The sequence below is a fragment of the Streptomyces cinereoruber genome (assembly GCF_009299385.1).
GTDB lineage: Bacteria > Actinomycetota > Actinomycetes > Streptomycetales > Streptomycetaceae > Streptomyces > Streptomyces bikiniensis.
This window is the reverse complement of the sequence record NZ_CP023693.1, coordinates 5,421,509-5,448,043: the sequence shown is the minus strand read 5'-3', so window position 1 is coordinate 5,448,043 and position 26,535 is coordinate 5,421,509. Positions and strand designations below refer to the sequence as shown.

Below are 26,535 nucleotides of genomic sequence, written 5' to 3'. Positions count from 1 at the left end.
CGCGTGACGCCCCCGGGCCCCTTCAGCCCCTGAACCGCCAGCCGTGGTCGACCGGGCCTATGCCCCCGCCCAGGGCGAATCCGGCGCCGATGGCCCCGGTCACGTACTCCTTGGCCTCCCGCACCGCCTCCGGCACCGTGCGCCCCTTGGCGAGCCCGGAGGCGACCGCCGAGGCGAGCGTGCAGCCCGTCCCGTGGGTGTGCCGGTTGTCGAGGCGCGGGGCGCGGAACCAGTGCTCCTCCTCGCCGTCCGTGAGCAGGTCCACGGCCTCCCCGCCCGTGGACAGGTGCCCGCCCTTGATCAGGGCCCAGGCCGGCCCGTACGCCAGGACGGCCTCGGCGGCGGCCCTCATGTCGTCCTCGCGCGCGACGCGCACGCCCGTGAGCTGTGTCACCTCGTCCAGGTTGGGCGTGGCGACGGTGGCGCGGGGCAGCAGTTCCGTGCGGACGGCGTCGAGCGCGGAGGCGGCGAGGAGCGGGTCGCCGTGCTTGGAGACGCCGACCGGGTCCACGACGACGGGCGCGCCGGTGTCCGCGAGGAGCTGCGCGACGGTCTCCACGAGCGGGGCGGTGGCCAGCATGCCGGTCTTCACGGCCTGGACGCCGATGTCGTCCACGACGGACCGGTACTGGGCGCGGACGGCCTCCACGGGCAGTTCCCAGACGCCCTGGACGCCCCGGGAGTTCTGCGCGGTGACGGCGGTGAGGACGCTCATGCCGTGGACGCCGAGCGCCAGCATCGTCTTGAGGTCGGCCTGGATCCCCGCGCCGCCGCCGGAGTCGGACCCGGCGACGGTGAGGACCAGCGGCGGCCGCCCCGAATCTCCCGCGCTCACTCCGTCTCCCCGAAGTGGTCCCAGCCGCCGGCCGCGTGCCAGGGCGCGCCGTCCACGGTGACCTGGGGCAGCGCCGAGGGGTTGAGGACCTCGCCGATGACCTTCCAGCGGGCGGGGAGCTTCACGTCCGGCGGGAAGGTGGCGACGATGGCGTGGTCCTCTCCCCCGGTGAGCACCCACTGCATGGGGTCGACGCCGACGGCCTGGCCGATGTCGTGCATCTGGGTGGGGATGTCGATGAGTCCGGAGCGCAGGTCGATGCGGACCTTGCTGGCCTCCGCGATGTGGCCGAGGTCGGCGATGAGGCCGTCGCTGACGTCGCACATGGCGGTGGCGCCGAGTCCGGCGGCGGCCGGGCCCGCGTGGTACGGCGGTTCGGGCCTGCGGTGGGCCTCGACGAAGGCGCGCGGGGAGCGGAAGCCGCGCGAGAGGACCGCGTATCCGGCGGCGGACCAGCCGAGCCAGCCGGTGTAGGCGACGACGTCGCCGGGCTGGGCTCCGCCCCGGGTGACCGGGTCGTGGTTGCGCAGGTCGCCCAGGGCGGTGATGGAGACCATGATCGTGTCGCCGCGCACGACGTCGCCGCCGACCACGGCCGCGCCCGCGACCTGACATTCGTCGCGCAGGCCGTCCATGAGTTCGGTGGGCCAGGTGACGGGGAGTTCGGCGGGGACGACGAGGCCGAGGAGGAGGGCGGTGGGGACCGCGCCCATGGCGGCGATGTCGGCGAGGTTCTGCGCGGCGGCCTTGCGGCCGACGTCGTACGCCGTCGACCAGTCGCGGCGGAAGTGACGTCCTTCGAGGAGGATGTCCGTGCTGGCCACCACGCGCCGGTCGGGGGCGGAGACGACCGCGGCGTCGTCGCCGGGCCCGATCCGTACCGCCGGGGTGGAGGTGAGCCGGGACGTGAGCTCTCTGATGAGCCCGAACTCGCCCAGCTCTCCGACTGTGCCCTTCACCGCGTCTCACCTCGTGTCTTCGTGCCGGCCGGCGGGCGGGGGCGCGCCTGGGCGCGCCGCGGGTCGCGGGCCGTCACCGTGCTGGGTACCGTCAAGTAGACCGTCAACTTCTGTCCTGCGTACGCCACGCCCCGGGTGCCCCCGGACGCGCGGGTCTCCCCGCGGCCCGCGGCGACGCGGTACCGTGGCGTCCCTTTCTCCCACAAGATCCTCGTGGTCGCCCTGGAGGCTCCGTGGTACAGGCGTACATCCTCATTCAGACCGAGGTGGGCAAGGCGTCGACCGTCGCCGACACCATCTCCAAGATCCCGGGGGTGATCCAGGCGGAGGACGTGACCGGTCCGTACGACGTGATCGTGCGCGCGCAGGCGGACACGGTCGACGAGCTGGGCCGCATGGTGGTCGCCAAGGTCCAGCAAGTGGACGGCATCACGCGCACCCTCACCTGCCCGGTCGTTCATCTGTAGCCCCCGTCTACGCTTGGCCGGTGACCTCTTCCCACCGGCCCTTCGGCCTGCCCGCCGCCGTCGCGGCCGCCGTGCTGCTGCTGGCGTCCGCCGGCTGTTCCGCGTCCGGCGCCCCGGCGTCCGTCGCGGTTCCCGGCCCTCCCGCGGAGGAGGCCGCTCTCTGCCAGGCGCTGGCTAAGGAGCTGCCCGGCACCGTGGCGGGGCTGGAGCGGAGTGACCCGGAGCCCGGCTCCGAGTTGACCGCCGGGTGGGGTGACGGTGCGATCGTACTGCGCTGCGGGGTCCCCCGACCCGAAAAGATGAGCGACGCGAAGGCGCAGGGCGTCTCCGCGAACGGCGTGCGCTGGCTGCTGGAGCGGCCGGAGGGCTCCGGCCCCCGGTTCACCTCGGTGTACCGGGAGACGTACGTCGAGGTGAGCCTCGACGCGCGGTTCGAGCACGACGCGGGACCGCTCGCCGATCTCGCCGCCCCCGTGGCGGAGACGGTCCCGTGCGCGCTCGAACCGGAGTGCTCCTGACGCCGCCCGGACGTGCCCGGGGGGCGACCGGTCGGCGTTCCGCTAGCGCAGGCCCGTGGAGCGGGTCAGCGCGGCCTGGAGGAGCCGGTCGACCAGCTCGGGGTAGCTCACGCCGCTCTCCTGCCACATGCGCGGGTACATGGAGATGGGCGTGAAGCCCGGCATGGTGTTGATCTCGTTGATGACGAACTCGCCGTCCTCGGTGAGGAAGAAGTCCGCGCGGACCAGGCCCTCGCAGGAGACGGACTCGTAGGCGGCGACGGCCAGGCGCTGGATCTCGGCGGTGGCCTCGTCCCCGATGGGGGCGGGCACGATGCCGGAGGCCGAGTCGATGTACTTCGCCTCGAAGTCGTAGAAGTCGTGGTCGGTGACGGGCGGGATCTCGGCGGGCACGCTGGCGCGCGGGCCGTCCTCGAACTCCAGGACGCCGCACTCGATCTCGCGGCCGCGGACCAGCGCCTCCACGATGACCTTGGGGTCGTGGCGGCGGGCCTCCTCGATCGCCTCGTCGAGGCCGGAGAGGTCGTCCACCTTGGTGATGCCGACGGACGAGCCGCCGCGGGCGGGCTTCACGAAGAGCGGCCAGCCGTGGTCGGCGGCGAACTCCACGATCTTCTTGCGGGCGGCGGCCGGGTTCTGCTCCCACTCGCGCGGCCGGACGACCTCGTACGGGCCGACGGGGAGGCCGAAGGAGACGAAGACCCGCTTCATGTACTCCTTGTCCTGGCCGACGGCGGAGGCGAGGACGCCCGCGCCGACGTACGGGACGCCGGAGAGCTCCAGGAGGCCCTGGAGGGTGCCGTCCTCGCCGTACGGGCCGTGGAGCACGGGGAAGACCACGTCGACCTCGCCGAGGGCGCGCGGCACGGCGCCGGGCTCGGCGAGGACGACCTCGCGGTTGGCGGGGTCGACGGAGAGGACGACGCCGCCCCGCTCGGACTCGGCGAGGTCGGCGACGTTCGGCAGGACGCGGTCGGCGATGCCCATCCGCTCCGGGGCGTCGGCGGTGAGCGCCCAGCGCCCGTCCGTCGTGATGCCGATGGGCAGCACGTCGTACTTGTCCCGGTCGATGGCGCTCAGGACGGCGCCGGCCGTGACGACGGAGATGGCGTGCTCGGAGCTGCGTCCGCCGAAGACGACGGCCACGCGCGGCTTGCGGGGGCTCTGGGTGTTCTCGCTCATATCGCGATGAGGGTACCTTGCGGTTCCCGAACTCCTGAGCGCCCCGCCGCGCGCGCGTCCGAGTCGCCCGGGCTCAGCGGCGTTCGGGCTTCGCCGAGCGCGACATGAGCTCCTTGAGGGCGACGATCGGCGGCTTGCCCTCGTGGACGATGGAGACGACGGTCTCGGTGATGGGCATGTCGACGCCGTGGCGGCGGCCCAGATCGAGCACGGACTCGCAGGACTTGACGCCCTCGGCGGTCTGCTTGGTGGCCGCGATGGTCTCCTGGAGGGTCATCCCGCGGCCGAGGTTGGTGCCGAAGGTGTGGTTCCTGGAGAGCGGCGAGGAGCAGGTGGCGACGAGGTCGCCGAGGCCCGCGAGGCCGGAGAAGGTGAGCGGGTCGGCGCCCATGGCGAGGCCGAGGCGGGTGGTCTCGGCGAGGCCGCGGGTGATGAGCGTGGCCTTGGAGTTGTCGCCGAGGCCCATGCCGTCCGTGATGCCGACGGCGAGGCCGATGACGTTCTTGACGGCGCCGCCGAGCTCGCAGCCCACCACGTCGGTGTTGGTGTACGGGCGGAAGTACGGGGTCAGGCAGGCGGTCTGGAGCCGCTGGGCGACCGTCTCGTCGACGCAGGCGGCGACGGCGGCGGCGGGCTGCCGGGCGGCGATCTCCTTGGCCAGGTTGGGGCCGGTGAGGACGGCGACGCGCTCGGCGGGGACGTCCGCGACCTCGGTGATGACCTCGCTCATCCGCTTGGCGGTGCCGAGTTCGACGCCCTTCATGAGGGAGACGAGGACGGTGTCGGGGGCGAGGAGCGGCGTCCAGGCGGCGAGGTTGCCGCGGAGGGTCTGGGAGGGGACGACGAGGACGGTGAAGTCGGCGTCCGCGGCGGCCTCGGCCGGGTCGGCGGTGGCCGTGACCGCTGCGGGGAGTTCGACCCCCGGCAGGTAGTCCGGGTTGACGCGGGTGGCGTTGATCTCCTTCGCGAGCTCCGCGCGGCGGCCCCAGAGGCTCACCTCGCAGCCCGCGTCGGCGAGCACCATGGCGAAGGCGGTGCCCCAGGATCCGTTGCCGAAGACGGCTGCCTTGGTCACTTGGTGCCCCCTTCGGCGGCCTTGCGCCGCTGTTCCAGGCGGGCCCTGCGGTGGTCGTACGGTTCGGCGGGCGCCTTCTCGCCGCGGACCTCCTCCAGGAGGGCGGTGATGGCGGCCATGATGGTCTCGGTGGCCTCGCGCAGGACCTCGGGCGTGGGCTCCAGGCCGTGGAAGCGGGAGAGGTCGACCGGCGGTCCGGCCTGCACGATCAGCGTCTTCCGGGGGAACAGCCGGAACTTGTTCTCCTTGGCGTACGGCGGCATCGCCAGGTTCGCGCCCCACTGGGCCACCGGGATGACGGGGGCCTCGGTGAGCAGCGCGACGCGGGCGGCGCCGGTCTTGCCGGCCATCGGCCACATGTCGGGGTCGCGGGTCAGGGTGCCCTCGGGGTAGAAGGCGACGCACTCTCCGCGCTCGATGGCGTCGACGGCGGCGCGGAAGGCGTCGAGCGCGTCGGTCGTCTCGCGGTAGACGGGGATCTGTCCGGTGCCGCGCAGCATCGTGCCGACGAAGGAGCCCTTGAAGAGGGCGGCCTTGGCGAGGAAGCGCGGGACGCGGCCGGTGTTGTACTGGTAATGCGCGTAGGAGAGCGGGTCCAGGTAGGAGTTGTGGTTCACGGCGGTGATGAATCCGCCGTCGGCCGGAATGTGCTCCATGCCGCGCCAGTCCCGCTTGAACAGAACCACCAGGGGGGGTTTGGCGATGACCGCCGCGAGGCGGTACCAGAAGCCGATTCTGCGGCGGGGCACGCGGACACCTTTCTCCGGGACGGGCTGGCAGGGGGTCAGTGTCGCCCCATGCTCCTGCTCTGTCGAGTGACACCGTACGCCCCGGCCCCTCCGGCGGACCGCACGGGCGGGACAGAATGGTCCGCGATGAACACCGATGCGGACGGCGGCTGGTCCCTCGTCGTACCCCTGAAGCCCCTGGCCGTGGCGAAGAGCCGGCTGGCCGCGGCGGCGGGCGCGCGGCTGCGCCCCCGGCTCGCGCTCGCGTTCGCCGAGGACACCGTGGGGGCGGCGCTGGAGTGCGTACGGGTACGGGAGGCGGTGGTCGTCACCGACGACCCGGCGGCCCGCGAGGTCCTCGCGGCGCTGGGCGCGCGGGTCGTGCCGGACGCGCCGGCGGCGGGGCTCAACGCGGCGCTCGCGCACGGGGCGCGGGCCGTGCGGGCCCGGCGCCCGCACGCGCGCGTGGCGGCGCTCAACGCGGACCTGCCCGCGCTGCGCCCGGCGGAGCTGGCCCGGGTCCTGGACGCGGCCCTGGCATTTCCGAGGGCATTTCTCGCGGACGCCGCCGAAATCGGTACGACATTCCTCTCGGCCGCTCCGGGGGTGGAATTGGCACCGGCATTCGGGGGCGCGTCGAGGCGGCGGCATTTGTCGTCGGGCGCGGTGGAAATCCGGCTCGCGGGGGTGGATTCCGTGCGCCGGGACGTGGACACCGGGGAGGACCTGGCGGCGGCCCGGGAGCTGGGGCTCGGCCCGCGGACGGCCGCCCGGTGGCTGCCGGCGGCCGGATAGGCTGCGGTCCATGCAGGCGACCGCGTACACGTACGACCCCGAGACCCGCAGCGGCAGCGTGCTGCTCGACGACGGCACCCCGGTGGAGTTCGGGGCGGAGGCCTTCGAGGCGGGCGGGCTCCTCCTGCTGCGGCCGGGCCAGCGCGTACGGATCGAGACGGAGCCGGGCGGCCCGGGGGGCGGCCCGCGGATCACGCTGGTGACGCTGCAGACGTTCTAGAGCCCTTCCAGGCTTTCCGGGGCTGTTCGACGCGCCGCGGGCCGGGCTCCCCGAGGGGAGCCCGGCCCGGCGGATCGTTCCCGCACGTCCTACTTCTTGGCGGCGGTCTTCTTGGCGGTGGTCTTGCGCGCCGTGGTCTTCTTGGCGGGCGCCTTCGTCGCCGTGGCCTTCTTCGCGGCCGGCGCGGTCTTCTTGGCCGCGGAGGTCTTCTTCGCGGCGGCGGCCGTGGTGGTCTTCTTCGCGGCGGCGGAGGTCTTCTTGGCCGCGGCGGTGGTCGCGGTCTTCTTCGCGGGGGTCGCCTTCTTGGCGGCGGCCGTGGTGGTCTTCTTGGCGGGCGTCGTCTTCTTGGCGGCGGCCGCGGTGGTCTTCTTCGCCGGGGTCGCCTTCTTCGCGGCGGCCTTCTTGGCGGTGGTGGCCTTCTTGGCGGCGGCCTTCTTGACCGTCGCGGAGGCACCGCCGGTGAGGCTGCCCTTGGGGGCCTTCTTGACGGAGACCTCGCCGCCCTTGGGGAGCTTCTTCGAACCGCTGACCAGGTCCTTGAAGCCCTGACCGGCGCGGAAGCGGGGAACGGAGGTCTTCTTCACGCGGACCCGCTCACCCGTCTGCGGGTTGCGGGCGTAGCGGGCCGGCCGGTCGACCTTCTCGAACGAGCCGAAACCCGTGACGGAGACCCGGTCGCCGGCGACCACGGCACGCACGATGGCGTCGAGCACGTGGTCGACGGCTTCGGCGGCCTGCTGGCGACCGCCCATCTTGTCGGCAATCGCTTCTACGAGCTGCGCCTTGTTCACGTCTTCCCCTTCGGAGACATTGCCAGAACGAAAGTGTTCAAGCTTTTTCGCACGTTAGGCATGTATATACCGCAAATCAAACACGAAACGGTCTAATCACCCTAGTGCCGCAACGCGGAAGAGCCGTTGCGGAGTTCCTGGTGTCAGTCGTCCTCTGGGAATCGGCCCTCGTCGAGGTCCTTCATCAACCGGTCCAGACGCGCTGCCGCGTCCTTGAGATCGTGCTTCGCCGCGGCCGTCACGACCAGCAGCTTCCGGGACAGCGCCATCCTTACGCCCTCCGGGACTTGCAGTGAGCGCACCCTTGTGTGCGCTTCTTTCAATCGGGCGGCGACTGCCTCGTAGAGCTCGAGTTGGCTGTCGCGTTCCATGCACCGATTGTGCCATCTAGGGCGAGTTGTCGCCCGACAGGGGCTCAACAAGCGACTGCGCCCCCCACCGGAAGGTGGGGGGCGCAGTCGTGGAAAAGCGCTGCTCAGACCGTAATTGTACGGGGTTTGAAGGAGGGCCTGGCCGCCTCGTAGGCCGCGATGTCGGCTTCGTTCTGAAGGGTGAGGCTGATGTCGTCGAGTCCGTTCAGGAGGCGCCAGCGGGCGTTCTCGTCGAGCTCGAAGTCGGCGTCGATCCCGGCGGCCAGGACCTTGCGGCGCTCCAGGTCGACGGTGATCTCGGCGGTCGGGTCGGCCTCGGTCAGCTCCCAGAGCGCGTCCACCGTCTCCTGCGGCAGGACGACGGTCAGCAGGCCGTTCTTCAGCGAGTTGCCGCGGAAGATGTCGGCGAAGCGGGCGGAGATCACGGTCTGGAAGCCGTAGTTCTGGAGCGCCCAGACGGCGTGCTCGCGGGAGGAGCCGGTGCCGAAGTCGGGGCCGGCGACCAGGACCGTGGCGCCCTGCCGCTCGGGGCGGTTGAGGACGAACTCGGAGTCCTTGCGCCAGGCCTCGAAGAGGCCGTCCTCGAAGCCGTCGCGGGTGACCTTCTTCAGCCAGTGCGCGGGGATGATCTGGTCGGTGTCGACGTTGCTGCGGCGCAGCGGGACGGCCCGGCCGGTGTGCGTGGTGAAAGCTTCCATGATTCCTCAGACTCCCGCGGGCGTGGCGGCGTCGGACAGGTCGGCCGGGGAGGCCAGATGGCCCAGTACGGCGGTGGCGGCGGCGACCTGGGGCGAGACCAGGTGGGTGCGGCCGCCCTTGCCCTGCCGGCCCTCGAAGTTGCGGTTGGAGGTGGACGCGGAGCGCTCGCCGGGGGCCAGTTGGTCGGGGTTCATGCCCAGGCACATCGAGCAGCCCGCGTGCCGCCATTCGGCGCCGGCCTCCTTGAAGACCTTGTCCAGGCCCTCCTCGACGGCCTGGAGGGCGACCCGGACGGAGCCGGGGACGACCAGCATCCGGACGCCGTCGGCGACCTTGCGGCCCTGGAGCAGGCCGGCGGCGTTGCGCAGGTCCTCGATGCGGCCGTTGGTGCAGGAGCCTACGAAGACGGTGTCGACCTTGATGTCGCGCAGCGGCTGCCCGGCGGTCAACCCCATGTACTCCAGGGCCTTTTCGGCGGCGAGGCGCTCCGAAGCGTCTTCGTACGAAGCCGGGTCGGGGACGTTCGCCGAAAGCGGGGCGCCCTGGCCGGGGTTGGTGCCCCAGGTGACGAACGGCGCCAGGGAGGCGGCGTCGATGACGACCTCGGCGTCGAAGACCGCGTCCTCGTCGGACTTCAGGGTCTTCCAGTACGCGACGGCGGCGTCCCAGTCCTCGCCCTCGGGGGCGTGGGCGCGGCCCTTCAGATAGGCGAAGGTGGTCTCGTCGGGGGCGATCATGCCCGCGCGGGCGCCGGCCTCGATCGACATGTTGCAGATGGTCATCCGGGCCTCCATCGAGAGCTTCTCGACGGCGGAGCCGCGGTACTCCAGGACGTAGCCCTGGCCGCCGCCGGTGCCGATCTTCGCGATGATCGCCAGGATCAGGTCCTTGGCGGTGACGTCCTCGGGCAGCTCGCCGTCGACCGTGATGGCCATGGTCTTCGGACGGGCCATGGGCAGGGTCTGGGTGGCGAGGACGTGCTCGACCTGGCTGGTGCCGATGCCGAACGCCAGCGCGCCGAACGCGCCGTGCGTGGAGGTGTGGGAGTCGCCGCAGACGACCGTGGTGCCGGGCTGGGTCAGGCCCAGCTGGGGGCCCACGACGTGGACGACGCCCTGCTCGACGTCACCCAGCGGGTGCAGCCGGACGCCGAACTCGGCACAGTTCTTGCGGAGGGTCTCCAGCTGGGCGCGGGAGACCGGGTCGGCGATCGGCTTGTCGATGTCGAGGGTCGGGGTGTTGTGGTCCTCGGTGGCGATGGTGAGGTCGAGGCGCCGCACCTGCCGGCCGTTCTGACGGAGGCCGTCGAAGGCCTGCGGGCTGGTCACCTCGTGCAGCAGGTGCAGATCGATGAAGAGAAGGTCGGGCTCGCCCTCGGCGCGCCGGACGACGTGGTCGTCCCAGACCTTCTCCGCGAGTGTCCTACCCATCGCTTTCCCTCCGGCCGACGTCTACGCCGGCACAACTAGAGACCCGTTTCGCGGGCCGTTGTGCGGCCGCCCCACCAGAGTGACAAGTTCCTCGGGAAATTGAACTTGCGTTTCACAGAGTGAGACGCGAATATCGTTGCATGGACAACTCTAGCGGCGTAGGCGTTCTCGACAAGGCAGCCCTTGTCCTGAGCGCCCTGGAGTCCGGTCCGGCCACCCTCGCAGGACTGGTCGCGGCGACGGGACTCGCACGACCCACGGCACATCGTCTCGCCGTGGCACTGGAACACCACCGGATGGTGGCGCGCGACATGCAGGGCCGGTTCATCCTCGGACCGCGCCTCGCGGAGCTCGCCGCCGCGGCCGGCGAGGACCGCCTCCTCGCGACCGCGGGCCCGGTGCTCACGCATCTGCGCGACGTCACCGGCGAGAGCGCCCAGCTCTACCGGCGCCAGGGCGACATGCGCATCTGCGTGGCGGCGGCCGAGCGGCTCTCGGGCCTCCGGGACACGGTCCCGGTCGGCTCGACGCTGACCATGAAGGCCGGCTCGTCGGCGCAGATCCTGATGGCCTGGGAGGAGCCCGAGCGACTGCACCGCGGCCTCCAGGGCGCCCGCTTCACGGCGACGGCCCTGTCGGGCGTACGGCGCCGCGGCTGGGCCCAGTCGATCGGCGAGCGGGAGCCGGGCGTGGCGTCCGTCTCCGCGCCGGTGCGCGGCCCCTCGAACCGGGTGGTGGCCGCCGTGTCGGTCTCGGGCCCCATCGAGCGCCTGACGCGCCACCCGGGCCGCATGCACGCCCAGGCGGTCATCGACGCCGCCGCCCGCCTCTCCGAGGCGCTCCGCCGCAACGGCTGACGCCTCCGCCCCTCCCCCGTTCGTCCCGGCCCACCGCTCCAACGCCGCAGCGGTGGGCCGGAGTTGTGTCCAGCACACGGCCGGGGACAGCGAAGAAGCCCTCCCCCGAAGGGAAGGGCTTCTCCTGTGCGTACCCCCGACCGGATTCGAACCGGCGCTACCGCCTTGAGAGGGCGGCGTGCTAGGCCGCTACACAACGGGGGCAAGATCTGGGATGATCCGCTGGCCTACCTGGACTCGAACCAAGACTAACTGAACCAGAATCAGTCGTGCTGCCAATTACACCATAGGCCACTGGTGGTTTAGACCAGTTGGTACCCCCGACCGGATTCGAACCGGCGCTACCGCCTTGAGAGGGCGGCGTGCTAGGCCGCTACACAACGGGGGCCCTAGCGATCCCACCCGGCCGGAGCCGGGTGATGTCACCGTAGATGCACCGGGAGCTACCCAAGTGACCTACAGGATGGATCTGTACCCCCGACCGGATTCGAACCGGCGCTACCGCCTTGAGAGGGCGGCGTGCTAGGCCGCTACACAACGGGGGCCTTGCGGATCAAGATCCGCGGATTGCAGATGAAGCTCTGCGAGCTGGCCTACCTGGACTCGAACCAAGACTAACTGAACCAGAATCAGTCGTGCTGCCAATTACACCATAGGCCACCGGGGCAACGTCCCCACCAGGGAGGATCTTGCTCGGCTTGCGCTTTCCGGGTTCTTGCCTTTCGGCTTGCTCCCCTCGGCGCAGGAAGAACATTACCCGAAGGTGGACCGCGCTCCAAAACGGGTATCCCCGCGCAGCAGGCCGGGGAGCTGGCCCAGCTCCGTGATCCGCTCAAGCTCGGGCCGGCCGCCGGCGTCCGCGCGGTCCAGCCAGACGCCCATGAGCCCCGCCTCGACCGCGCCCCGAGCGTCGATGTCCGGCTGGTCCCCGACGTACGCCACTTGGTGCGGGGGCAGGCCGAGGGCGGTGCAGGCGGCGTGGAAGGCCTCCGGGGCGGGCTTGGCCACGCCGAGCTCGGCGGCGCACAGGACGGCCTCGAAGCGGTCCCGGACGCCCAGGACGCGGAGCTTGCGCTCCTGGTTGCGGATGCTGGAGTTCGACAGGACCGCGTGACGGTAGTCACGGGCCAGGAGGTCGAGCACGGGGACAGTGTCGGGGAAGAGCGCCCAGGCCGCCTCGTAGTGGACGACGTACCGGTCGAACCAGGCGTCGGCCTCGTCCGGGGTGAGCTCCGGCCGGCCGAGGAAGTCGCGGACCCGGTCGCGCCGCTGATCCAGGAAGTCGCCGCCCTCCCGCTCGAAGCGGCGCCAGTGGAGGACGGTGAGCTCCCGCCACCGGTCGAGGGCCGCCTCCACGGTGCCGAACCCCTCCAGGAGCCCCTCGGCCGCGAGGTGGCCGCGCATCCCGGCCGTGTCGGCGGTGGCGTAGTCGAAGATCGTGTCGTCGATGTCCCAGAGGACCGCCCGGATAACCATGGCATTCACCGTACCCGAACGGCGTGGAAGACGACCAAACATTCCATTGCACCCGGAATTAAAAATTCCGCATCTTGTGGCGGGGATCGACCTTGACGCTGGCCGGAACGGCCCGGATAGGATCCTTCAGCCCTGCCCGCAACCCATTTCTTCAAGGGGAGAAAAAGATGAGCCTGCTGCGCCGCTCCGCCTCCATAGCGATCCCCGCCGTACTCGCCGTCGGTTTCGGCGTCACGCCCGCCCAGGCCGAGGCGGGCATTTCCTGCAACAACTACTACGACAATTGCGGCGCCTTCTACTTCAACAGCAACCTCAGCGGCTCCTACACCATCTTCACCGGCCTGAAGGGCCAGCAGGGCAGCGTTCCCGACCTCGCCGCGTACAAGTTCCTGGGCAATGGAAACGGCAAGGGCCAGCCGGTGAAGAACAACGCCGCCTCGTTCTACAACGGCAGCTTCCAGATCACCACGGTCTTCTTCAACAGCAACTACGGCGGTCCGTGCGACACCTTCGAGCCGCACAGCACGGCCAAGCAGCTCCGGAACACGTACAACGACAACGCCTCGCTCGGTTTCGGCCGGTCCGGAGTCAACTGCTACAAGTTCAGCTGACGGGGATGAGACGTCCGGCACCGGCCGCGCTCGTCCTCCTCTGCGCCGTCCTGGCCGGGTGCTCCGCGCCCGAGCGGTCCGGACAATCCGCGCGGCCCGCTCCGACGGCGAGCGCCCCCGCCGCCTCCACCGCGACCCCCGCCGCCGAGAGCGCGTACACCTTCCGGCTGCCGATGGCCCGTTACAGCTACACCGAGGCCGAATACGCCCTTGTCCAATCCGCCGAGCACGTGCTGGCGAGACGGTGCATGGCGCGCTATTCGCTCTCCTACCGGCCGCCGGCGCCCGCTCCCCCGCCTCCGCCCGTGGACCGGCGTTACGGTCTGGCGGAGAAAGGCAACGCCGACCGGTTCGGATATCGCCTGCCGCCGGCCCCGACGCCCTCCCCTGCTCCGGCCGACGAGCGGCCCGGCGCGGCGGAGATTCTCGTCCTTTACGGACGGCAGGGCGCCGGGGGCCGGGCCGGAAAGCTCGAACACCACGGGAAGGCCATTCCGGAGAAGGGCTGCCTCGGTCAGGCCATGGAGGATTTCCGCAAGGGGTACGAACATCCCGAGGGAACCGACGCGGCGAGCCGGATAGCGACGCGGAGCCATCAGGAATCCCTGACCGATCCGAAGGTGCGGGCCGCGCTCGGAAAATGGTCCGCCTGCATGGCGGAGTCCGGATATTCCTACGCGTCCCCGATGGAACCGCTGGGGAAATACCTCGAAGGGCCCGTCACGGCCGAGGAACGGGCGACCGCCGGAACGGATGTCGCCTGCAAGCGGAGCACCGGTCTCCTGGAGACCTGGTTCGGCGTGGAGTCGGGGATCCAGCGGCGGATGATCGGCCCGGAGGCGGCGGTCCTGGAGGAGCTGCGCGACCGGCACGTCCGGAAGGTGGCGGCGGCCCGGAGGATCATCGCCGAGGGCTGAGCCCGGGTGCCGGGTGAGCCCCGGTGTCCGGACGCGCCGGAGGGGTACGGCCCGTGACCGTACCCCTCCGGCGTCGTACGAGCGGTCCCTACGCGGCGAGCTTCGCCAGGGCCGCGTCGATGCGGGCCAGGGTCTTCTCCTTGCCCAGGATCTCCAGGGACTCGAAGAGCGGCAGGCCGACCGTGCGGCCGGTGACCGCGACGCGGACCGGGGCCTGGGCCTTGCCGAGCTTGAGGCCGTGGGCCTCGCCGGCGGCCAGGACGGCGTTCTTGAGGGACTCGGGGTCGCTCCAGTCGGCGGCGTCCAGCTTCTCGCGGACGGTGGTGAGCAGGGCCGCGGGCTCGCCCTTCATCGCCTTGTCCCAGGAGGCCTGGTCGAAGACCGGCTCGGGCAGGAAGAGGAAGTCGACGTTGGCCGTGATGTCCGAGAGGACGGTCAGGCGGGTCTGGGCGTGCGGCGCGATGGCCTCCCAGGCGGCCCGGTCGAAGTCCTCGGGCGCCCAGGGGGCGTGCGGGGCGCGCAGCCAGGGCTCGCAGGCCTCGGCGAACGCCTTCACGTCCAGCCTGCGGATGTGGTCGGCGTTGATCGACTCGGCCTTCTTGAGGTCGAAGCGGGCCGGGTTGGCGTTGACGTCGGCGATGTCGAACTTCTCGACCATCTCGGGGACGGTGAAGAGGTCCTGGTCGGCGGAGAAGGACCAGCCGAGCAGGGAGAGGTAGTTCAGCAGGCCCTCGGGGAGGAAGCCGCGCTCCCGGTAGAGGTTGAGGGAGGCCTGCGGGTCGCGCTTGGAGAGCTTCTTGTTGCCCTCGCCCATCACGTACGGCAGGTGGCCGAAGGCGGGGATCTCCTTGGCGACGCCCAGCTCGATCAGCGCCTTGTAGAGCGCGATCTGGCGCGGGGTGGAGGAGAGCAGGTCCTCGCCGCGCAGGACGTGGGTGATCTCCATCAGGGCGTCGTCGACCGGGTTGACCAGGGTGTAGAGCGGGGCGCCGTTGGCCCGGAGGATGCCGTAGTCCGGCACGTTCTCCGGGGTGAAGGTGAGCTCGCCGCGGACCAGGTCGGTGAAGGTGATCGGCTCGTCGGGCATCCGGAAGCGGACGATCGGCGTGCGGCCCTCGGCCTCGTACGCCGCCTTCTGCTCGTCGGTGAGGTCGCGGCAGTGGCCGTCGTAGCCGGAGGGGCGGCCGGCGGCGCGGGCGGCCTCGCGGCGCTCGTCGAGCTCCTCGGTGGTGCAGTAGCAGGGGTACGCGTGGCCGCCGGCGAGCAGCTTGTCGGCGACGTCCTTGTAGATGTCCATCCGCTGCGACTGGCGGTACGGCGCGTGCGGGCCGCCGATCTCCGGGCCCTCGTCCCAGTCGAGGCCGAGCCAGCGCAGCGAGTCGAGCAGCTGCTGGTACGACTCCTCGGAGTCGCGCGCCGCGTCGGTGTCCTCGATGCGGAAGACCATGGTGCCCTGGTTGTGCCGGGCGAAGGCCCAGTTGAAGAGGGCGGTGCGGACCAGGCCCACGTGGGGGTTGCCGGTCGGCGAGGGACAGAAACGGACGCGGATATTCGCGTTAGCCACGCTTGATCACCTTATTGGTGAGAGTGCCGATGCCTTCGATGGTGACGGCGACCTCGTCGCCGACGTTGAGGGGGCCGACCCCGGCCGGGGTGCCGGTGAGGATGACGTCGCCGGGGAGCAGGGTCATGGCCTCGGTGATGTGGACGACCAGGTCCTCGATGGAGCGGACCATGTCGCTCGTGCGCCCGAGCTGGCGCTGCTCGCCGTTGACCGTGGCCTGGACGGTCAGGTCGCCGGCCTGCGCGAGGCTCAGGCCGGTCTCGACCCAGGGGCCCAGCGGGCAGGAGGTGTCGAAGCCCTTGGCGCGGGCCCACTGGTTCTCGCGCCGCTGGACGTCGCGGGCGGTGACGTCGTTGGCGCAGGTGTAGCCGAAGATCACGTCCTGGACGCGCTCGCGGGGCACCTCGCGGCACATGCGGCCGATCACCACGGCCAGTTCGGCCTCGTGGTGCAGCTCGTCGGAGAAGGAGGGGTGCTCGATGGCGTCGCCGGGGCCGATCACCGAGGTGGTGGGCTTGAAGAAGGCGACGGGGACGTCGGGGACCTCGTGGCCGAGTTCGGCGGCGTGCTCGGCGTAGTTGCGGCCGATGGCCACGACCTTGTTGGGGAGCACGGGGGGCAGGAGCCGCACCTTGCTCAGCGGGACCTTGGTGCCGCTGAGTTCGAAGTCGGTGTACGGGATGCCCTTGATGATGTCGAGGACGAGGCCGCCGGACGCGGCGGACTCGGCAGGTCCCTCGCCCTCGACCGCGCCGAAGGCCACGTTGCCGTCGATGGAGAATCTGGCGATGCGCACGCGTGCTGTCGCCCCTCACTTGGTACTGGCTGGAGTCTGACGCTCCAGGCTAACGCGGCGAGGGGCCGCCGAACGGCGATGTCCGGGCGCACGGGCCGGTGGGGGCGGGGCCGGGGCGCGGGGCGTCCGTCAGCGGGCGACCGTGGCGTACGGGGCGGGCTCGTACGGGGCCGGGGGCTGCATGAGGACGGTGCGGCGCGGGTTGGCCGTCCGGCCGGGCAGCTCGGCCGCGTACTCCGGCTGGGCGCCCCGGCCGAGCTGCGCGGCGTCCGCGAGGTGGACGAGGGTGGAGCGGCGGGGGTTGGCCGTGGTGCGGAGCGTCGTCTTCTTCATCGCGGTGATCAGACCTTGTTCCGGGACGGGCGCCCGTGCGGGCGCGTATGGGGCGTAAAGCGTCAGGCTAAACGCGGGATTCCCTTCGAATGCATGGCTGAGACATCGATCAGCGTGTGAGTTTGCTCACCAACGACGGTAGATTACCGGCATTACGGACAGTCGTCGGGTGCCACGGAAAGGGACATTCCGCCACTGAATGTTCTATTCCGCTCCCGATCATGCCGACTGGGACACACGGGGATGCCGTGCCATTGGCACGGAAAAGTCCGAATCCTCCGTGATCATCTTCTACATGGGGTGACACGATGTGCACGCGTTGTCATAGCCTACCCGGCGCGACACGCGGCCCTTGTTGGAGATCCGGCACTGTGCTGGAATTCCCGCACCGCCGCGGGTTTCAAGCCGGCGCGCAGGAGGCGCAACGCAGCGCCGGCCGAGTGGCGGGACGAAGGGGGAACTGCGCCGGTCACCGACGACCACCTGGGGTGCTCCACGCACCCCGATCGACACCGACACCGTCCTCTCCGTTCACCCGGAAGGACGCCTGGTCCAGAGGTTGCGACGCTAGTGCAGGGACGTTTCAAGAGGGATGGCTCGGGGTCTCCCCAGGCCCGCCAGGGCCGAGCGGATGCTCCGGCGGAGCAGGAACCGCGTGCCGGGACCGACCGCGGTCCCTCGGCCCCGCGCACCCCGAACCAGGGTCAGGGACCGTCCGGCGAGGGCGGTGACGGCGGCCGTCGCGCGGGCGCCGGGGCCTCCCCGTCCGAGCCTTCCGCCGCCCCCGCCCCCAAGGCCAAGGCCGAGAACGAGGTCGGCCCCCGAATAGCTCTTCGCAACTGGCGCATCTCCACGCGCCTGGTCGCGCTCCTCACCCTGCCCGTGGTCGCGGCGACCGCCCTGGGCGGCGTCCGCATCAACGAGTCGCTCCAGGACATGGAGCAGCTCGACCACATGCAGCTGCTCACCAAGCTGACCCGTGAGGCGACGGACCTCGCCAAGGCCCTCCAGGCCGAGCGCGGCCACTCCGCCGGCCCGCTGGCCAACGGCCGCCCGGTCAGCGACTACCAGGTCGCCAACCCGCGCCGGAAGACGGACCTGGACCTCAAGGCCTTCCTCGCCGCCACCGAGGAGATCTCCTCGGTCGAGGGCGACGAGGCGCTGCGCAGCATCCGCCAGAACGTCAGCCAGATCGCCTCGCAGGTCACCGAGCTCCACTCGATCCGGGGCAGCGCGTACAAGAAGGACGTCTCCAACTCGGTGACGGTCGAGGCGTACAGCCGTCTCATCCGCTCGCTCCTGAGCCTGTCCCAGGACATGGCGCAGGCGACCAGCAACCCCGAGATGATCAAGCGGACGCGCGCGCTCGCCGCGTTCTCGTCCGCCAAGGAGTACGCCTCCATCCAGCAGGCGATCATCGCGGCGGCGCTGCCCCCGAGCGACCGGGCCCGCGGCACGATCGCCCAGGGCGACCGGCTGTACGGCGAGGCCGCGCTCAACAGTGAGGACGACGAGCTCAAGTCCTTCCAGGCGATCTACAAGTCGTCCGGCGGCGACGCCGACGACCTGACCTCGGCCCTGAACCGGGGCAACCCGTCGATCACCACCGCCGACAAGTACGCCGAGCGCGTGCTGACGACGGAGAACGCGATGCAGACCATCGGGCGTGGTCACCTCAACTTCACCGACGAGTACGACACCAAGATCAACGCCATGGACCGCATCGAGAGCATCCTGCTCGGCGACATGGAGTCCATGGCCCGCGAGCTGCGCCAGGAGGCTCAGCGCGACGCCATCATCAACGGTGCGCTGATCCTGCTCGTCCTCGGCGTCTCGCTCGTCGGCGCCTTCGTCGTGGCGCGGTCCATGATCCGCTCGCTGCGCCGCCTCCAGGACACCGCGACCAAGGTCGCCCAGGAGCGCCTGCCCGAGCTGGTCAAGCAGCTCTCCGAGTCCGACCCGCAGGACGTCGACACCTCCGTCGAGTCCGTCGGCGTGCACTCCCGGGACGAGATCGGCCAGGTGGCCGCGGCCTTCGACGACGTGCACCGCGAGGCCGTCCGCCTCGCCGCCGAGCAGGCCCTCCTCCGGGGCAACGTCAACGCGATGTTCACCAACCTCTCGCGCCGTTCCCAGGGCCTCATCCAGCGCCAGCTCTCGCTCATCTCCGAGCTGGAGTCCCGCGAGGCCGACCCGGACCAGCTCTCCTCGCTCTTCAAGCTCGACCACCTCGCGACCCGTATGCGCCGGAACGGCGAGAACCTCCTCGTCCTCGCCGGCGAGGAGCCGGGCCGCCGCTGGACCCGCCCGGTCCCGCTGGTCGACGTGCTCCGCGCCGCCGCCTCCGAGGTGGAGCAGTACGAGCGGATCGAACTGGCCGCGGTCCCGGCGACCGAGGTCGCCGGCCGGGTCGTCAACGACCTCGTGCACCTCCTCGCCGAGCTGCTGGAGAACGCCACCTCGTTCTCCTCCCCGCAGACCAAGGTCCGGGTCACCGGTCACGCGCTGCCCGACGGCCGGGTCCTGGTCGAGATCCACGACACCGGCATCGGCCTCTCCCCCGAGGACCTCGCGGCGATCAACGAGCGGCTCGCCTCGCCGCCCACCGTGGACGTCTCGGTCTCCCGCCGCATGGGTCTGTTCGTGGTCGGCCGCCTGTCCCTGCGACACGGCATCCGCATCCAGCTGCGCCCCTCCGACTCGGGCGGCACCACCGCGCTCGTCATGCTCCCGGTCGACGTCGCCCAGGGCGGCAAGAAGCCCATGCCCAAGCCGGGCGCGGGCGGCCAGGGCGCGATGCCTCCGGGCGCCTCCGCCCCCGGCGGCCGGCTCCCCGCCGGTCCCGGCGCGGCCGGCGGCCCCGGCGGACGTCCGGGCCAGGGCGGCGCGCCGTCCTCGGCGGCCGGGCGCCTCGGCGCCGGTGCCGGTGCCGCGCGCGGCCAGGTCGGCGCGGGAAGCGGCCCCCGGGCCGCGCTGCCCGCCCGTGACGGTGCCCCGCTCGCCGGCGGCCCGCAGGGCGCGCCGCAGTCCCGCACCCCGCAGCCGCAGAACGCCCAGCCGGCGCAGACCGGCCAGGCTCCGCAGATCCCGCAGGCGCCCCAGGCCCCCGAGGCCCCGCGCCCGGGCGGTGGCGGTCTCATCGGCGGCGCCGCGAGCGCCATCCCCTCCCGTACGGACGTGTGGGGCAACCAGGGCGGCCCGCAGGCCGGTCCCGGTGCGCAGCAGCAGGCGCCGCAGGGCGGCGGGTACGACTTCCCGCGCCCCGAACTGCCCGGCGGTCCGCAGCAGTCGCAGCAGCAGCGTCCGCAGGCCGCGAGCTGGGGCAACGAGCAGGCGCAGCAGCAGCCGGTGCGGCGTCCCCAGCAGGAGATGTCCCCGCTGGACGCCCCGCGCGGCCACGAGGACCCGGAGACGACGGGCCGGTTCGCGGCCCCGCAGGGTCCCGGCTCCACGGGCCAGTTCCCGCGCCCCGACTTCGGCGCCCCGCAGCAGCCCCAGGCGCCCCAGCAGCCGCAGGCCCCGCAGGGGTACCAGGGCGGTGCGCAGGACCCGGCGTCCACGGCGCAGTTCCCGCGCCCGGACTTCGGCGCCCCGCAGGGTCCCGGCTCCACCGGTCAGTTCCCGCGCCCCGACTTCGGCGCCCCGCAGGCCCCGCAGCAGCCCCAGGCCCCGCAGGGCTACCAGGGCGGCCAGCAGCAGCAGTTCGGCCGGCAGCCCTTCGCACCGCAGCCGCAGTCCCAGGTCCCGCAGCCCCCGGCCCCGCGCCGGCCGGTCGACGGGAACGACTTCGGCGCCCCGCGTCCGGCCGAGCCGGGCCGTCAGCAGCAGCCGCAGCAGCCCCAGCTCCAGCAGCCGCGCCGTCCGGAGGCGCTGCCGCCGGCGAGCGGCGCGGGCGACGGCCGCACGCCGCTGTACGACAACCTGGAGACCAACTGGTTCCACCAGGACCAGGGCCAGGCCCAGCAGGCCCAGGCCCAGGACCCGGCGCAGACGGCGCAGACCCCGGTCGTACCGCGCTCGGCCGCCCCGGCCCCCCGCCAGGGCGACCAGAACGGCGGGGCCGCCTGGCGGACCTCGCCCAACGACGAGCTGGTGCGCCAGGCCGAGCGGGTGCGCAAGCCCGCGGCCGGCGGCGTCACCACCTCCGGCCTCCCCCGGCGCGTGCCGAAGGCCAACCTCGTACCCGGGACCGCCCAGGAGCAGGCCCACACGGCCGGCCCCCAGGTCTCGCGTGCACCCGACGACGTCCGCGGCCGGCTCACCAACCTGCGCCGCGGCATTCAGCAGGGCCGTCAGGCCGGTAACTCGACCACGGGTAATCACCACCTCGGTCCGAACCATCAGCAGGAGCGTTAGTTGAACGCGATGAGCCAGGCGGCGCAGAATCTGAACTGGTTGATCACCAACTTCGTGGACAACACCCCCGGGGTGTCCCACACGGTGGTGGTCTCCGCCGACGGACTCCTGCTGGCGATGTCCGAAGGATTCCCCCGCGACCGTGCCGACCAGCTGGCGGCGGTCGCGTCCGGACTGACCTCGCTGACCGCGGGCGCGTCCCGGATCTTCGAGGGGGGCCCGGTCGCGCAGACCGTCGTGGAGATGGAGCGCGGCTTCCTCTTCCTCATGCAGGTCTCGGACGGCTCCTCGCTGGCCGTGCTCGCCCACCCCGAGTGCGACATCGGCCTCGTGGGCTACGAGATGACGCTGCTGGTCGACCGGGCCGGCAGCGTGCTCACCCCGGACCTCCGCGCGGAGCTCCAGGGCAGCCTGCTCCACTAGTGACGGGATCCGCACCCGGACCCCCCGATCCCCGCACCGAATGACCGACAGGGCGGTACGCCCCTCCGTACCGCCCTGGAAACCGTTCACCGTCCGGCCGCCCCACCCGGCCCCCCACCGGCCCCATCAGACGGCAGAAGTCTTGCTGTCACGCCCGGAGGATTCATGACCCCGCCCCCCGCCTCTCACGATCCGTACGGCGCCTCAGTCGACGAGTACGGGCACGAGGGCGACCAGCCGCTGGTGCGTCCGTACGCGATGACCGGCGGCCGGACCCGGCCGCGCTACCAGCTCGCCATCGAGGCGCTGGTCAGCACCACGGCCGACCCGGCGCACCTCGCCACGCTGCTCCCCGAGCACCAGCGGATCTGCCACCTGTGCCGTGAGGTCAAGTCGGTGGCCGAGGTGTCGGCCCTCCTGTCGATGCCGCTCGGCGTCGCCCGGATCCTCGTCGCCGACCTGGCGGAGGCCGGCATGGTGGCGATCCACCAGCCGGGCAACGGAGAGACCGGCGGCACGCCGGACGTGACTCTGCTCGAAAGGGTGCTCAGTGGACTTCGCAAGCTCTAACGGCGGCGCGGCCCGTTCGACCACCAGCGCGAAGATCGTGGTGGCGGGCGGCTTCGGCGTGGGCAAGACCACGTTCGTCGGCGCGGTCTCGGAGATCAACCCGCTGCGTACCGAGGCCGTGATGACGTCCGCCTCGGCGGGCATCGACGACCTCACGCACACGGGTGGCAAGACGACGACGACCGTGGCCATGGACTTCGGCCGCATCACCCTGGACCAGGACCTGATCCTGTACCTCTTCGGTACGCCGGGCCAGGACCGCTTCTGGTTCATGTGGGACGACCTCGTCCGCGGCGCCATCGGCGCCGTCGTCCTCGTGGACACCCGCCGGCTCGCCGACTGCTTCCCCGCCGTCGACTACTTCGAGAACTCGGGCCTGCCGTTCGTCATCGCCCTCAACGGCTTCGACGGCAACCAGCCCTACCAGCCGGAGGAGGTGCGCGAGGCCCTGCAGATCGGTCCCGACACCCCCATCATCACCACCGACGCCCGCCACCGCGCCGACGCCAAGAGCGCGCTCATCACCCTCGTCGAGCACGCCCTCATGGCCCGGCTCAAGTAGGGGGACGGGACGGGCGGTTGCCCCGTGCCGCCGCCGGGGGTGGTCTGTGTCGTTCGACACGGCCGCCCCCGTGTTCATAACGTTTCGACAGAGAATTGGGGCGCCCCGGACACCCGACGCATCCGGCCGGTACCACTGCGCTCACATGAGCCCCGCTTTTTGGCGGGGCTCGCTCTTTATGCCCGATTTATTCGCGGCCCGGACCACGGAAAGTAGCCGTGTCCCACTGTTTGGAACGGACCCCCTTCACGTGCTGCAATTCATGAACTCCCGAGTAGTACGGCCCTGAACGAAACACCGGCACAACGTAGGTGCCGACGCCGAGAGGTTGTTGGTCGAGTGAGGCGAAGCAAGGAAAGCTCCGCGGAGCAGGAGACGCGGGGCAACTTCACGCCGCCGTCGCGCACGGCGGTGTCGCCCGCGGACGTGCCCGTCACGCCGCCGCCGCCCGCCGAGACGGCCGGGGGAAGCTCCAGCAAGCTGTCGCCCCGCAACTGGCGGGTGCCCACCCGTCTGAACGCGATCCTCCTCATACCCGTGCTCGTCGGCCTCGTCATGGGCGGCTTCCAGGTCAAGGGGTCGATCGACACCTGGCAGGAGGCCCAGGACGCCGAGAAGACGGCGCTCATCGTGCGCGCCGCCTCGGAGTACAGCACCGCGCTGCTCAACGAGCGGGACCTCACCGCCGCCCCGCTCCTCGTCGCCAAGACCCCCGAGGACCGCAAGGCCGACGAGATCACCCGGGTGTACGCCGCGACCGACGCCGCCCGGCTCAAGTTCGACGAGGCCACCAAGAACCTGCCCTCGGGCCAGGGCCTGGAGCGCCGGCTGCGCCTGTTCAAGGACGAGGAGCCGAAGCTCGAAGCGCTCCGCAAGGACGCCTACGCCCGCTCCTACGACCCGGTGAACACCCAGCTCGCGTACACGGGCGTCCAGCACTACCTGAGCGAGTTCTCCAACGAGCTCGGCCTGGGCACCGGCAACGTCACCGCGTACGGCCGCAGCGTCTACGCGGTCCAGCTCGCCAAGGGCGCCGCGTCCCTCCAGCGCTCCATCGGCACCCAGCTGCTCGTCCGGCCCAGCACCACCGAGGCCGTCTTCGCCCAGCAGTCCGTGGCGTTCAACTCGTACAACTACCTGGAGCAGATCGCCCTCGGCGAGTTCAGCTCCGGCGGCATGCCCGAGGACGTCGAGCTCCTCAAGAAGGTCATGGCCTCCAAGGCCGCCGAGGGCGCCAAGCAGATGCAGGCCGCCGACGTCGAGCCGCCCAAGGGCAAGGACGGCTCCGTCTACTCCGGCGCGGCCGCCGCGATCGGTACGGCCAAGAGCCCCGAGGGCATCAAGGCCCTGAAGGCCAAGGGCATCACCTCCGACACCTGGATGGCGATCGCCACCGCCAAGATCGAGGGCTACAGCGAGGTCGAGAAGGCCCTCGTCGACAAGGCCGTGAACGAGGCCGTCAAGATCTCCGACGACGCCAAGTCGGACGCCTGGCTGAACGGCGCCATCGTCGTGATCGCCCTGCTCGCCGCGTTCATCCTGGCCGGGATGATGGCCCGCCAGATGAGCCGTTCGATGCGCACCCTGCGGACCGCCGCCTTCGGCATCGCCGAGCAGCGCCTGCCGATGCTGGTCGACCAGCTCTCCCGCACCGAGCCGGGCCGGGTCGACACCCGCGTCCAGCCGATCCCGATCGACTCCCGTGACGAGATCGGCGAGGTCGCCCGCGCGTTCGACCAGGTCCACCGCGAGGCCGTCCGGCTCGCCGCCGAGCAGGCCATGCTCCGGGGCAACGTCAACGCGATCTTCACCAACCTCTCGCGCCGCAACCAGTCGCTGATCGAGGGCCAGCTGACCCTCATCACCGACCTGGAGAACAACGAGGCCGACCCGGACCAGCTGGAGAACCTCTTCAAGCTGGACCACCTGGCGACCCGCATGCGCCGCAACGGCGAGAACCTCCTCGTCCTCGCCGGCGAGGAGCCGGGCCGCCGCTGGGACCAGCCGGTCCCGCTGGTCGACGTCATGCGCGCCGCCTCCTCCGAGGTGGAGCAGTACGAGCGCATCGAGCTGGCGGGCGTCCCGGAGGCCGAGATCCACGGCCAGGCCGTGACCGACCTCGTGCACCTGCTCGCCGAGCTCCTGGAGAACGCCACCACGTTCTCCTCCCCGCAGACCAAGGTCCGCGTCACCGCGACCCGTCTCCCCGACGGCCGCGTGATGGTCGAGATCCACGACAAGGGCATCGGCCTCACCGCCGAGGACTTCGCGGACATCAACCACAAGCTGGCCAACCCGCCGACCGTGGACGCCGCCGTCTCGCAGCGCATGGGCCTCTTCGTGGTCGGCCGGCTCGCCGACCGGCACGGCATCCGGGTCCAGCTCCGCCCCTCGGGCGAGCAGGCCGGGACGACCTCGCTCGTCATGCTGCCGGACGCGATCACGCACGGCGGTGGCGGCGAACAGCCGATCCAGGACGACTTCACCGTCTCCCAGATCATCCCGGAACAGCAGCAGCAGAACGCCTTCGAGGCCGCTCCCGCGCAGCCGATGCTGACCGCGGCCGACCTCGGCTTCGACGACTCGCGCTACGAGCAGCAGCCGGACGGGGAGCAGCAGAGCCTCGACCCGGTGAACCGCTCGCTGCGGCGCGAGGGGCGGCGGGCCGCCCTGGGCGACCGCGCGCAGAACGGCGACCGCCCGCTCTTCCGCGACGAGGCGGAGCAGCGGCAGGACGAGTACGCCCAGGAGCAGGAGTACGGCCAGGGACAGCCGCAGGGCCAGGAGTACGGGCAGCAGCAGGAGTACGCCCCCGCGCAGGAGTACGGGCAGCAGCCGCAGCAGGAGTACGGCCAGGAGTACGCGGCCGGCTACCCGCAGCAGGACGGCTACGCGTACGGGCAGCAGGGTTACGAGGCCTACCCGCAGCAGGGCTATGCGGAAGCCTCGTACGAGACTCCGGAAACCGAACACCAGCAGTACGACAATGCGTTCGACCCCCAGCCCCACCAGGCACAGTGGCCGGATCAGAACGCTTACCAGGGCGGTTACGGGCAGGAGTACCGCGCGGAACCGGAATCTGCTCCGGGCGCTCCCGAACAGGCCGCCGACCGCGTAGGCTTCGACCGTCCGGGTCCGACTCCCAGTCCCGCCCCGGACGCCGGCCACGCGATGACCGACGCCGGACTGCCGCGCCGCGGCAGCGTCGCCCCGCCGACGCAGCGGACGCCGCAGCCGGCCGGGCCCGCGCAGCCGGAACAGCAGCAGAGCGAAGCCGACGGTTCCGACGCATGGCGCTCGACCAACGACGAGCGCTGGCAGCGGGCCGGGAAGCTCAAGGACCCGAAGGCGGGCGGGGTCACCTCGTCCGGTCTCCCCCGACGCGTCCCGAAGGCCAACCTGGTCGAGGGCACGGCTGAGCAGACCCCGCAGGGCGGCCCCCAGGTCTCCCGCGCACCCGAGGACGTACGGGGCAGGTTGAGCAACCTGCGCCGGGGCGTTCAGCAGGGACGCAACGCGGGAACGGACACGAACGGATCGGGCCTCGGCCCGGGCAGTACCTACAACCAGGAGCGTTAGTGTGAGCATGAGCCAGGCGGCGCAGAATCTGAACTGGTTGATCACCAACTTCGTGGACAACACCCCCGGGGTGTCCCACACGGTGGTGGTCTCCGCCGACGGACTCCTGCTGGCGATGTCCGAGGGCTTCCCCCGGGACCGCGCCGACCAGCTGGCGGCCGTCGCCTCCGGACTGACCTCGCTGACCGCGGGCGCGTCCCGGATCTTCGAGGGCGGTGCGGTCAACCAGACCGTGGTGGAGATGGAGCGCGGCTTCCTCTTCATCATGTCGATCTCGGACGGCTCCTCGCTGGCCGTGCTCGCCCACCCCGAGGCGGACATCGGCCTCGTGGGCTACGAGATGGCCCTGCTCGTGGACCGCGCGGGCACCGTCCTGACCCCCGACCTCCGGGCGGAACTCCAGGGCAGTCTTCTCAACTAA

26 protein-coding genes and 5 tRNA genes are annotated in these 26,535 nt (G+C 71.4%); 13 read left to right on the top strand and 18 right to left on the bottom strand.

Features of this window, described 5'->3' with window-relative positions; translation table 11 throughout:
• Window positions 1-22: 22 nt before the first annotated feature.
• Complete coding sequence (gene thiD, locus CP977_RS24690) at window positions 23-835, bottom strand: bifunctional hydroxymethylpyrimidine kinase/phosphomethylpyrimidine kinase (protein ID WP_062752038.1); 813 nt, start codon at window positions 833-835, stop codon at window positions 23-25.
• Window positions 832-1,794 (bottom strand): thiamine-phosphate kinase, encoded by a 963-nt coding sequence (locus CP977_RS24685; RefSeq protein ID WP_062752039.1) that lies wholly within the window; start codon window positions 1,792-1,794, stop codon window positions 832-834. The genes thiD and CP977_RS24685 overlap by 4 nt, the downstream gene beginning before the upstream one ends.
• Window positions 1,795-2,027: 233 nt before the next feature.
• Here CP977_RS24685 and CP977_RS24680 point away from each other — a divergent pair, with 233 nt between their 5' ends.
• Together CP977_RS24680 and CP977_RS24675 are read left to right on the top strand one after the other, a co-directional pair.
• Window positions 2,028-2,261 (top strand): Lrp/AsnC family transcriptional regulator, encoded by a 234-nt coding sequence (locus tag CP977_RS24680; RefSeq protein WP_017947604.1) that lies wholly within the window; start codon window positions 2,028-2,030, stop codon window positions 2,259-2,261.
• Between the two features lie 20 nt (window positions 2,262-2,281).
• On the top strand, window positions 2,282-2,779 hold the full coding sequence (locus CP977_RS24675; RefSeq protein ID WP_109185525.1) for a DUF3515 domain-containing protein: 498 nt from the start codon (window positions 2,282-2,284) through the stop codon (window positions 2,777-2,779).
• 42 nt (window positions 2,780-2,821) lie between these two features.
• Here CP977_RS24675 and CP977_RS24670 read toward each other — a convergent pair whose 3' ends face one another.
• The 3 genes from CP977_RS24670 to CP977_RS24660 form a co-directional block, all read right to left on the bottom strand.
• Entirely contained in the window at window positions 2,822-3,961 is a 1,140-nt protein-coding gene (locus tag CP977_RS24670; protein ID WP_062752041.1) for a D-alanine--D-alanine ligase family protein, read from the bottom strand.
• 73 nt (window positions 3,962-4,034) lie between these two features.
• Window positions 4,035-5,036, bottom strand: coding sequence for an NAD(P)H-dependent glycerol-3-phosphate dehydrogenase (locus CP977_RS24665; protein ID WP_152370817.1), 1,002 nt, complete (start codon window positions 5,034-5,036; stop codon window positions 4,035-4,037).
• Window positions 5,033-5,785, bottom strand: a complete 753-nt coding sequence (locus CP977_RS24660; protein ID WP_062752042.1) for a lysophospholipid acyltransferase family protein — start codon at window positions 5,783-5,785, stop codon at window positions 5,033-5,035. Before CP977_RS24660 ends, CP977_RS24665 begins: the two co-directional genes overlap by 4 nt.
• A gap of 126 nt (window positions 5,786-5,911) precedes the next feature.
• On the opposite strand from CP977_RS24660, the gene cofC reads away from it, so the two are divergent.
• Together cofC and CP977_RS24650 are read left to right on the top strand one after the other, a co-directional pair.
• The gene (gene cofC / locus CP977_RS24655) at window positions 5,912-6,559 is read left to right on the top strand and encodes a 2-phospho-L-lactate guanylyltransferase (protein WP_109185523.1); all 648 of its coding nucleotides are present in this window, start codon (window positions 5,912-5,914) and stop codon (window positions 6,557-6,559) included.
• 10 nt (window positions 6,560-6,569) lie between these two features.
• Window positions 6,570-6,779, top strand: a complete 210-nt coding sequence (locus CP977_RS24650; RefSeq protein WP_030220621.1) for a hypothetical protein — start codon at window positions 6,570-6,572, stop codon at window positions 6,777-6,779.
• An 89-nt stretch (window positions 6,780-6,868) separates the two neighbouring features.
• Here CP977_RS24650 and CP977_RS24645 read toward each other — a convergent pair whose 3' ends face one another.
• The 4 genes from CP977_RS24645 to leuC all read right to left on the bottom strand — a co-directional run bounded on the left by CP977_RS24645 (window position 6,869) and on the right by leuC (window position 10,070).
• Window positions 6,869-7,570: an HU family DNA-binding protein gene (locus tag CP977_RS24645; RefSeq protein WP_062752045.1), complete on the bottom strand. Its 702-nt coding sequence runs from the start codon at window positions 7,568-7,570 to the stop codon at window positions 6,869-6,871.
• 143 nt (window positions 7,571-7,713) lie between these two features.
• Entirely contained in the window at window positions 7,714-7,941 is a 228-nt protein-coding gene (locus CP977_RS24640; protein WP_030206244.1) for an SCO5555 family protein, read from the bottom strand.
• 104 nt (window positions 7,942-8,045) lie between these two features.
• Entirely contained in the window at window positions 8,046-8,639 is a 594-nt protein-coding gene (gene leuD / locus CP977_RS24635; RefSeq protein ID WP_062752046.1) for a 3-isopropylmalate dehydratase small subunit, read from the bottom strand.
• Between the two features lie 6 nt (window positions 8,640-8,645).
• Complete coding sequence (gene leuC / locus CP977_RS24630; protein WP_062752047.1) at window positions 8,646-10,070, bottom strand: 3-isopropylmalate dehydratase large subunit; 1,425 nt, start codon at window positions 10,068-10,070, stop codon at window positions 8,646-8,648.
• A 140-nt stretch (window positions 10,071-10,210) separates the two neighbouring features.
• Between leuC and ndgR the strand changes: the two genes are divergently transcribed.
• Entirely contained in the window at window positions 10,211-10,927 is a 717-nt protein-coding gene (gene ndgR, locus CP977_RS24625; protein WP_005311436.1) for an IclR family transcriptional regulator NdgR, read from the top strand.
• A gap of 131 nt (window positions 10,928-11,058) precedes the next feature.
• Here the strand turns inward: ndgR and CP977_RS24620 are convergent.
• The 6 genes from CP977_RS24620 to CP977_RS24595 all read right to left on the bottom strand — a co-directional run bounded on the left by CP977_RS24620 (window position 11,059) and on the right by CP977_RS24595 (window position 12,403).
• Window positions 11,059-11,131: transfer RNA gene (locus CP977_RS24620), tRNA-Glu, on the bottom strand.
• A gap of 18 nt (window positions 11,132-11,149) precedes the next feature.
• Window positions 11,150-11,221 (bottom strand) — tRNA-Gln (locus CP977_RS24615).
• Between the two features lie 18 nt (window positions 11,222-11,239).
• Window positions 11,240-11,315 (bottom strand) — tRNA-Glu (locus CP977_RS24610).
• 84 nt (window positions 11,316-11,399) lie between these two features.
• A tRNA-Glu gene (locus CP977_RS24605) sits at window positions 11,400-11,472 on the bottom strand.
• Window positions 11,473-11,515: 43 nt separating this feature from the next.
• Window positions 11,516-11,587, bottom strand: a tRNA-Gln gene (locus CP977_RS24600).
• A gap of 93 nt (window positions 11,588-11,680) precedes the next feature.
• Complete coding sequence (locus CP977_RS24595) at window positions 11,681-12,403, bottom strand: HAD family hydrolase (RefSeq protein ID WP_062752048.1); 723 nt, start codon at window positions 12,401-12,403, stop codon at window positions 11,681-11,683.
• Window positions 12,404-12,570: 167 nt separating this feature from the next.
• On the opposite strand from CP977_RS24595, the gene CP977_RS24590 reads away from it, so the two are divergent.
• Both CP977_RS24590 and CP977_RS24585 read left to right on the top strand, forming a co-directional pair.
• The gene (locus CP977_RS24590) at window positions 12,571-13,014 is read left to right on the top strand and encodes a hypothetical protein (protein WP_152370816.1); all 444 of its coding nucleotides are present in this window, start codon (window positions 12,571-12,573) and stop codon (window positions 13,012-13,014) included.
• A 5-nt stretch (window positions 13,015-13,019) separates the two neighbouring features.
• On the top strand, window positions 13,020-13,931 hold the full coding sequence (locus tag CP977_RS24585) for a hypothetical protein (RefSeq protein ID WP_152370815.1): 912 nt from the start codon (window positions 13,020-13,022) through the stop codon (window positions 13,929-13,931).
• 88 nt (window positions 13,932-14,019) lie between these two features.
• Here the strand turns inward: CP977_RS24585 and gltX are convergent, their stop codons facing one another.
• From gltX to CP977_RS24570, 3 genes are all read right to left on the bottom strand, one after another.
• Window positions 14,020-15,495, bottom strand: coding sequence for a glutamate--tRNA ligase (gene gltX / locus CP977_RS24580; protein ID WP_152370814.1), 1,476 nt, complete (start codon window positions 15,493-15,495; stop codon window positions 14,020-14,022).
• Window positions 15,488-16,291 (bottom strand): fumarylacetoacetate hydrolase family protein, encoded by an 804-nt coding sequence (locus tag CP977_RS24575; protein WP_109185521.1) that lies wholly within the window; start codon window positions 16,289-16,291, stop codon window positions 15,488-15,490. The genes gltX and CP977_RS24575 overlap by 8 nt, the downstream gene beginning before the upstream one ends.
• A 129-nt stretch (window positions 16,292-16,420) precedes the next feature.
• Window positions 16,421-16,624: a hypothetical protein gene (locus CP977_RS24570; RefSeq protein ID WP_062752053.1), complete on the bottom strand. Its 204-nt coding sequence runs from the start codon at window positions 16,622-16,624 to the stop codon at window positions 16,421-16,423.
• Between the two features lie 570 nt (window positions 16,625-17,194).
• On the opposite strand from CP977_RS24570, the gene CP977_RS24565 reads away from it, so the two are divergent.
• The 6 genes from CP977_RS24565 to CP977_RS24540 all read left to right on the top strand — a co-directional run bounded on the left by CP977_RS24565 (window position 17,195) and on the right by CP977_RS24540 (window position 26,535).
• Window positions 17,195-20,980: a sensor histidine kinase gene (locus CP977_RS24565; protein WP_104860391.1), complete on the top strand. Its 3,786-nt coding sequence runs from the start codon at window positions 17,195-17,197 to the stop codon at window positions 20,978-20,980.
• 9 nt (window positions 20,981-20,989) lie between these two features.
• The gene (locus tag CP977_RS24560; protein WP_053644606.1) at window positions 20,990-21,403 is read left to right on the top strand and encodes a roadblock/LC7 domain-containing protein; all 414 of its coding nucleotides are present in this window, start codon (window positions 20,990-20,992) and stop codon (window positions 21,401-21,403) included.
• A 165-nt stretch (window positions 21,404-21,568) separates the two neighbouring features.
• A complete protein-coding gene (locus CP977_RS24555; protein WP_017235980.1) occupies window positions 21,569-21,973 on the top strand; it encodes a DUF742 domain-containing protein in 405 nt (134 codons plus the stop codon).
• Window positions 21,954-22,535 carry a GTP-binding protein gene (locus CP977_RS24550; protein WP_062752054.1) on the top strand — a complete coding sequence of 194 codons (582 nt, stop codon included), beginning with the start codon at window positions 21,954-21,956 and terminating at the stop codon, window positions 22,533-22,535. Before CP977_RS24555 ends, CP977_RS24550 begins: the two co-directional genes overlap by 20 nt.
• A 339-nt stretch (window positions 22,536-22,874) precedes the next feature.
• Entirely contained in the window at window positions 22,875-26,114 is a 3,240-nt protein-coding gene (locus CP977_RS24545) for a sensor histidine kinase (RefSeq protein WP_109185519.1), read from the top strand.
• Between the two features lie 7 nt (window positions 26,115-26,121).
• Entirely contained in the window at window positions 26,122-26,535 is a 414-nt protein-coding gene (locus tag CP977_RS24540) for a roadblock/LC7 domain-containing protein (RefSeq protein ID WP_026057603.1), read from the top strand.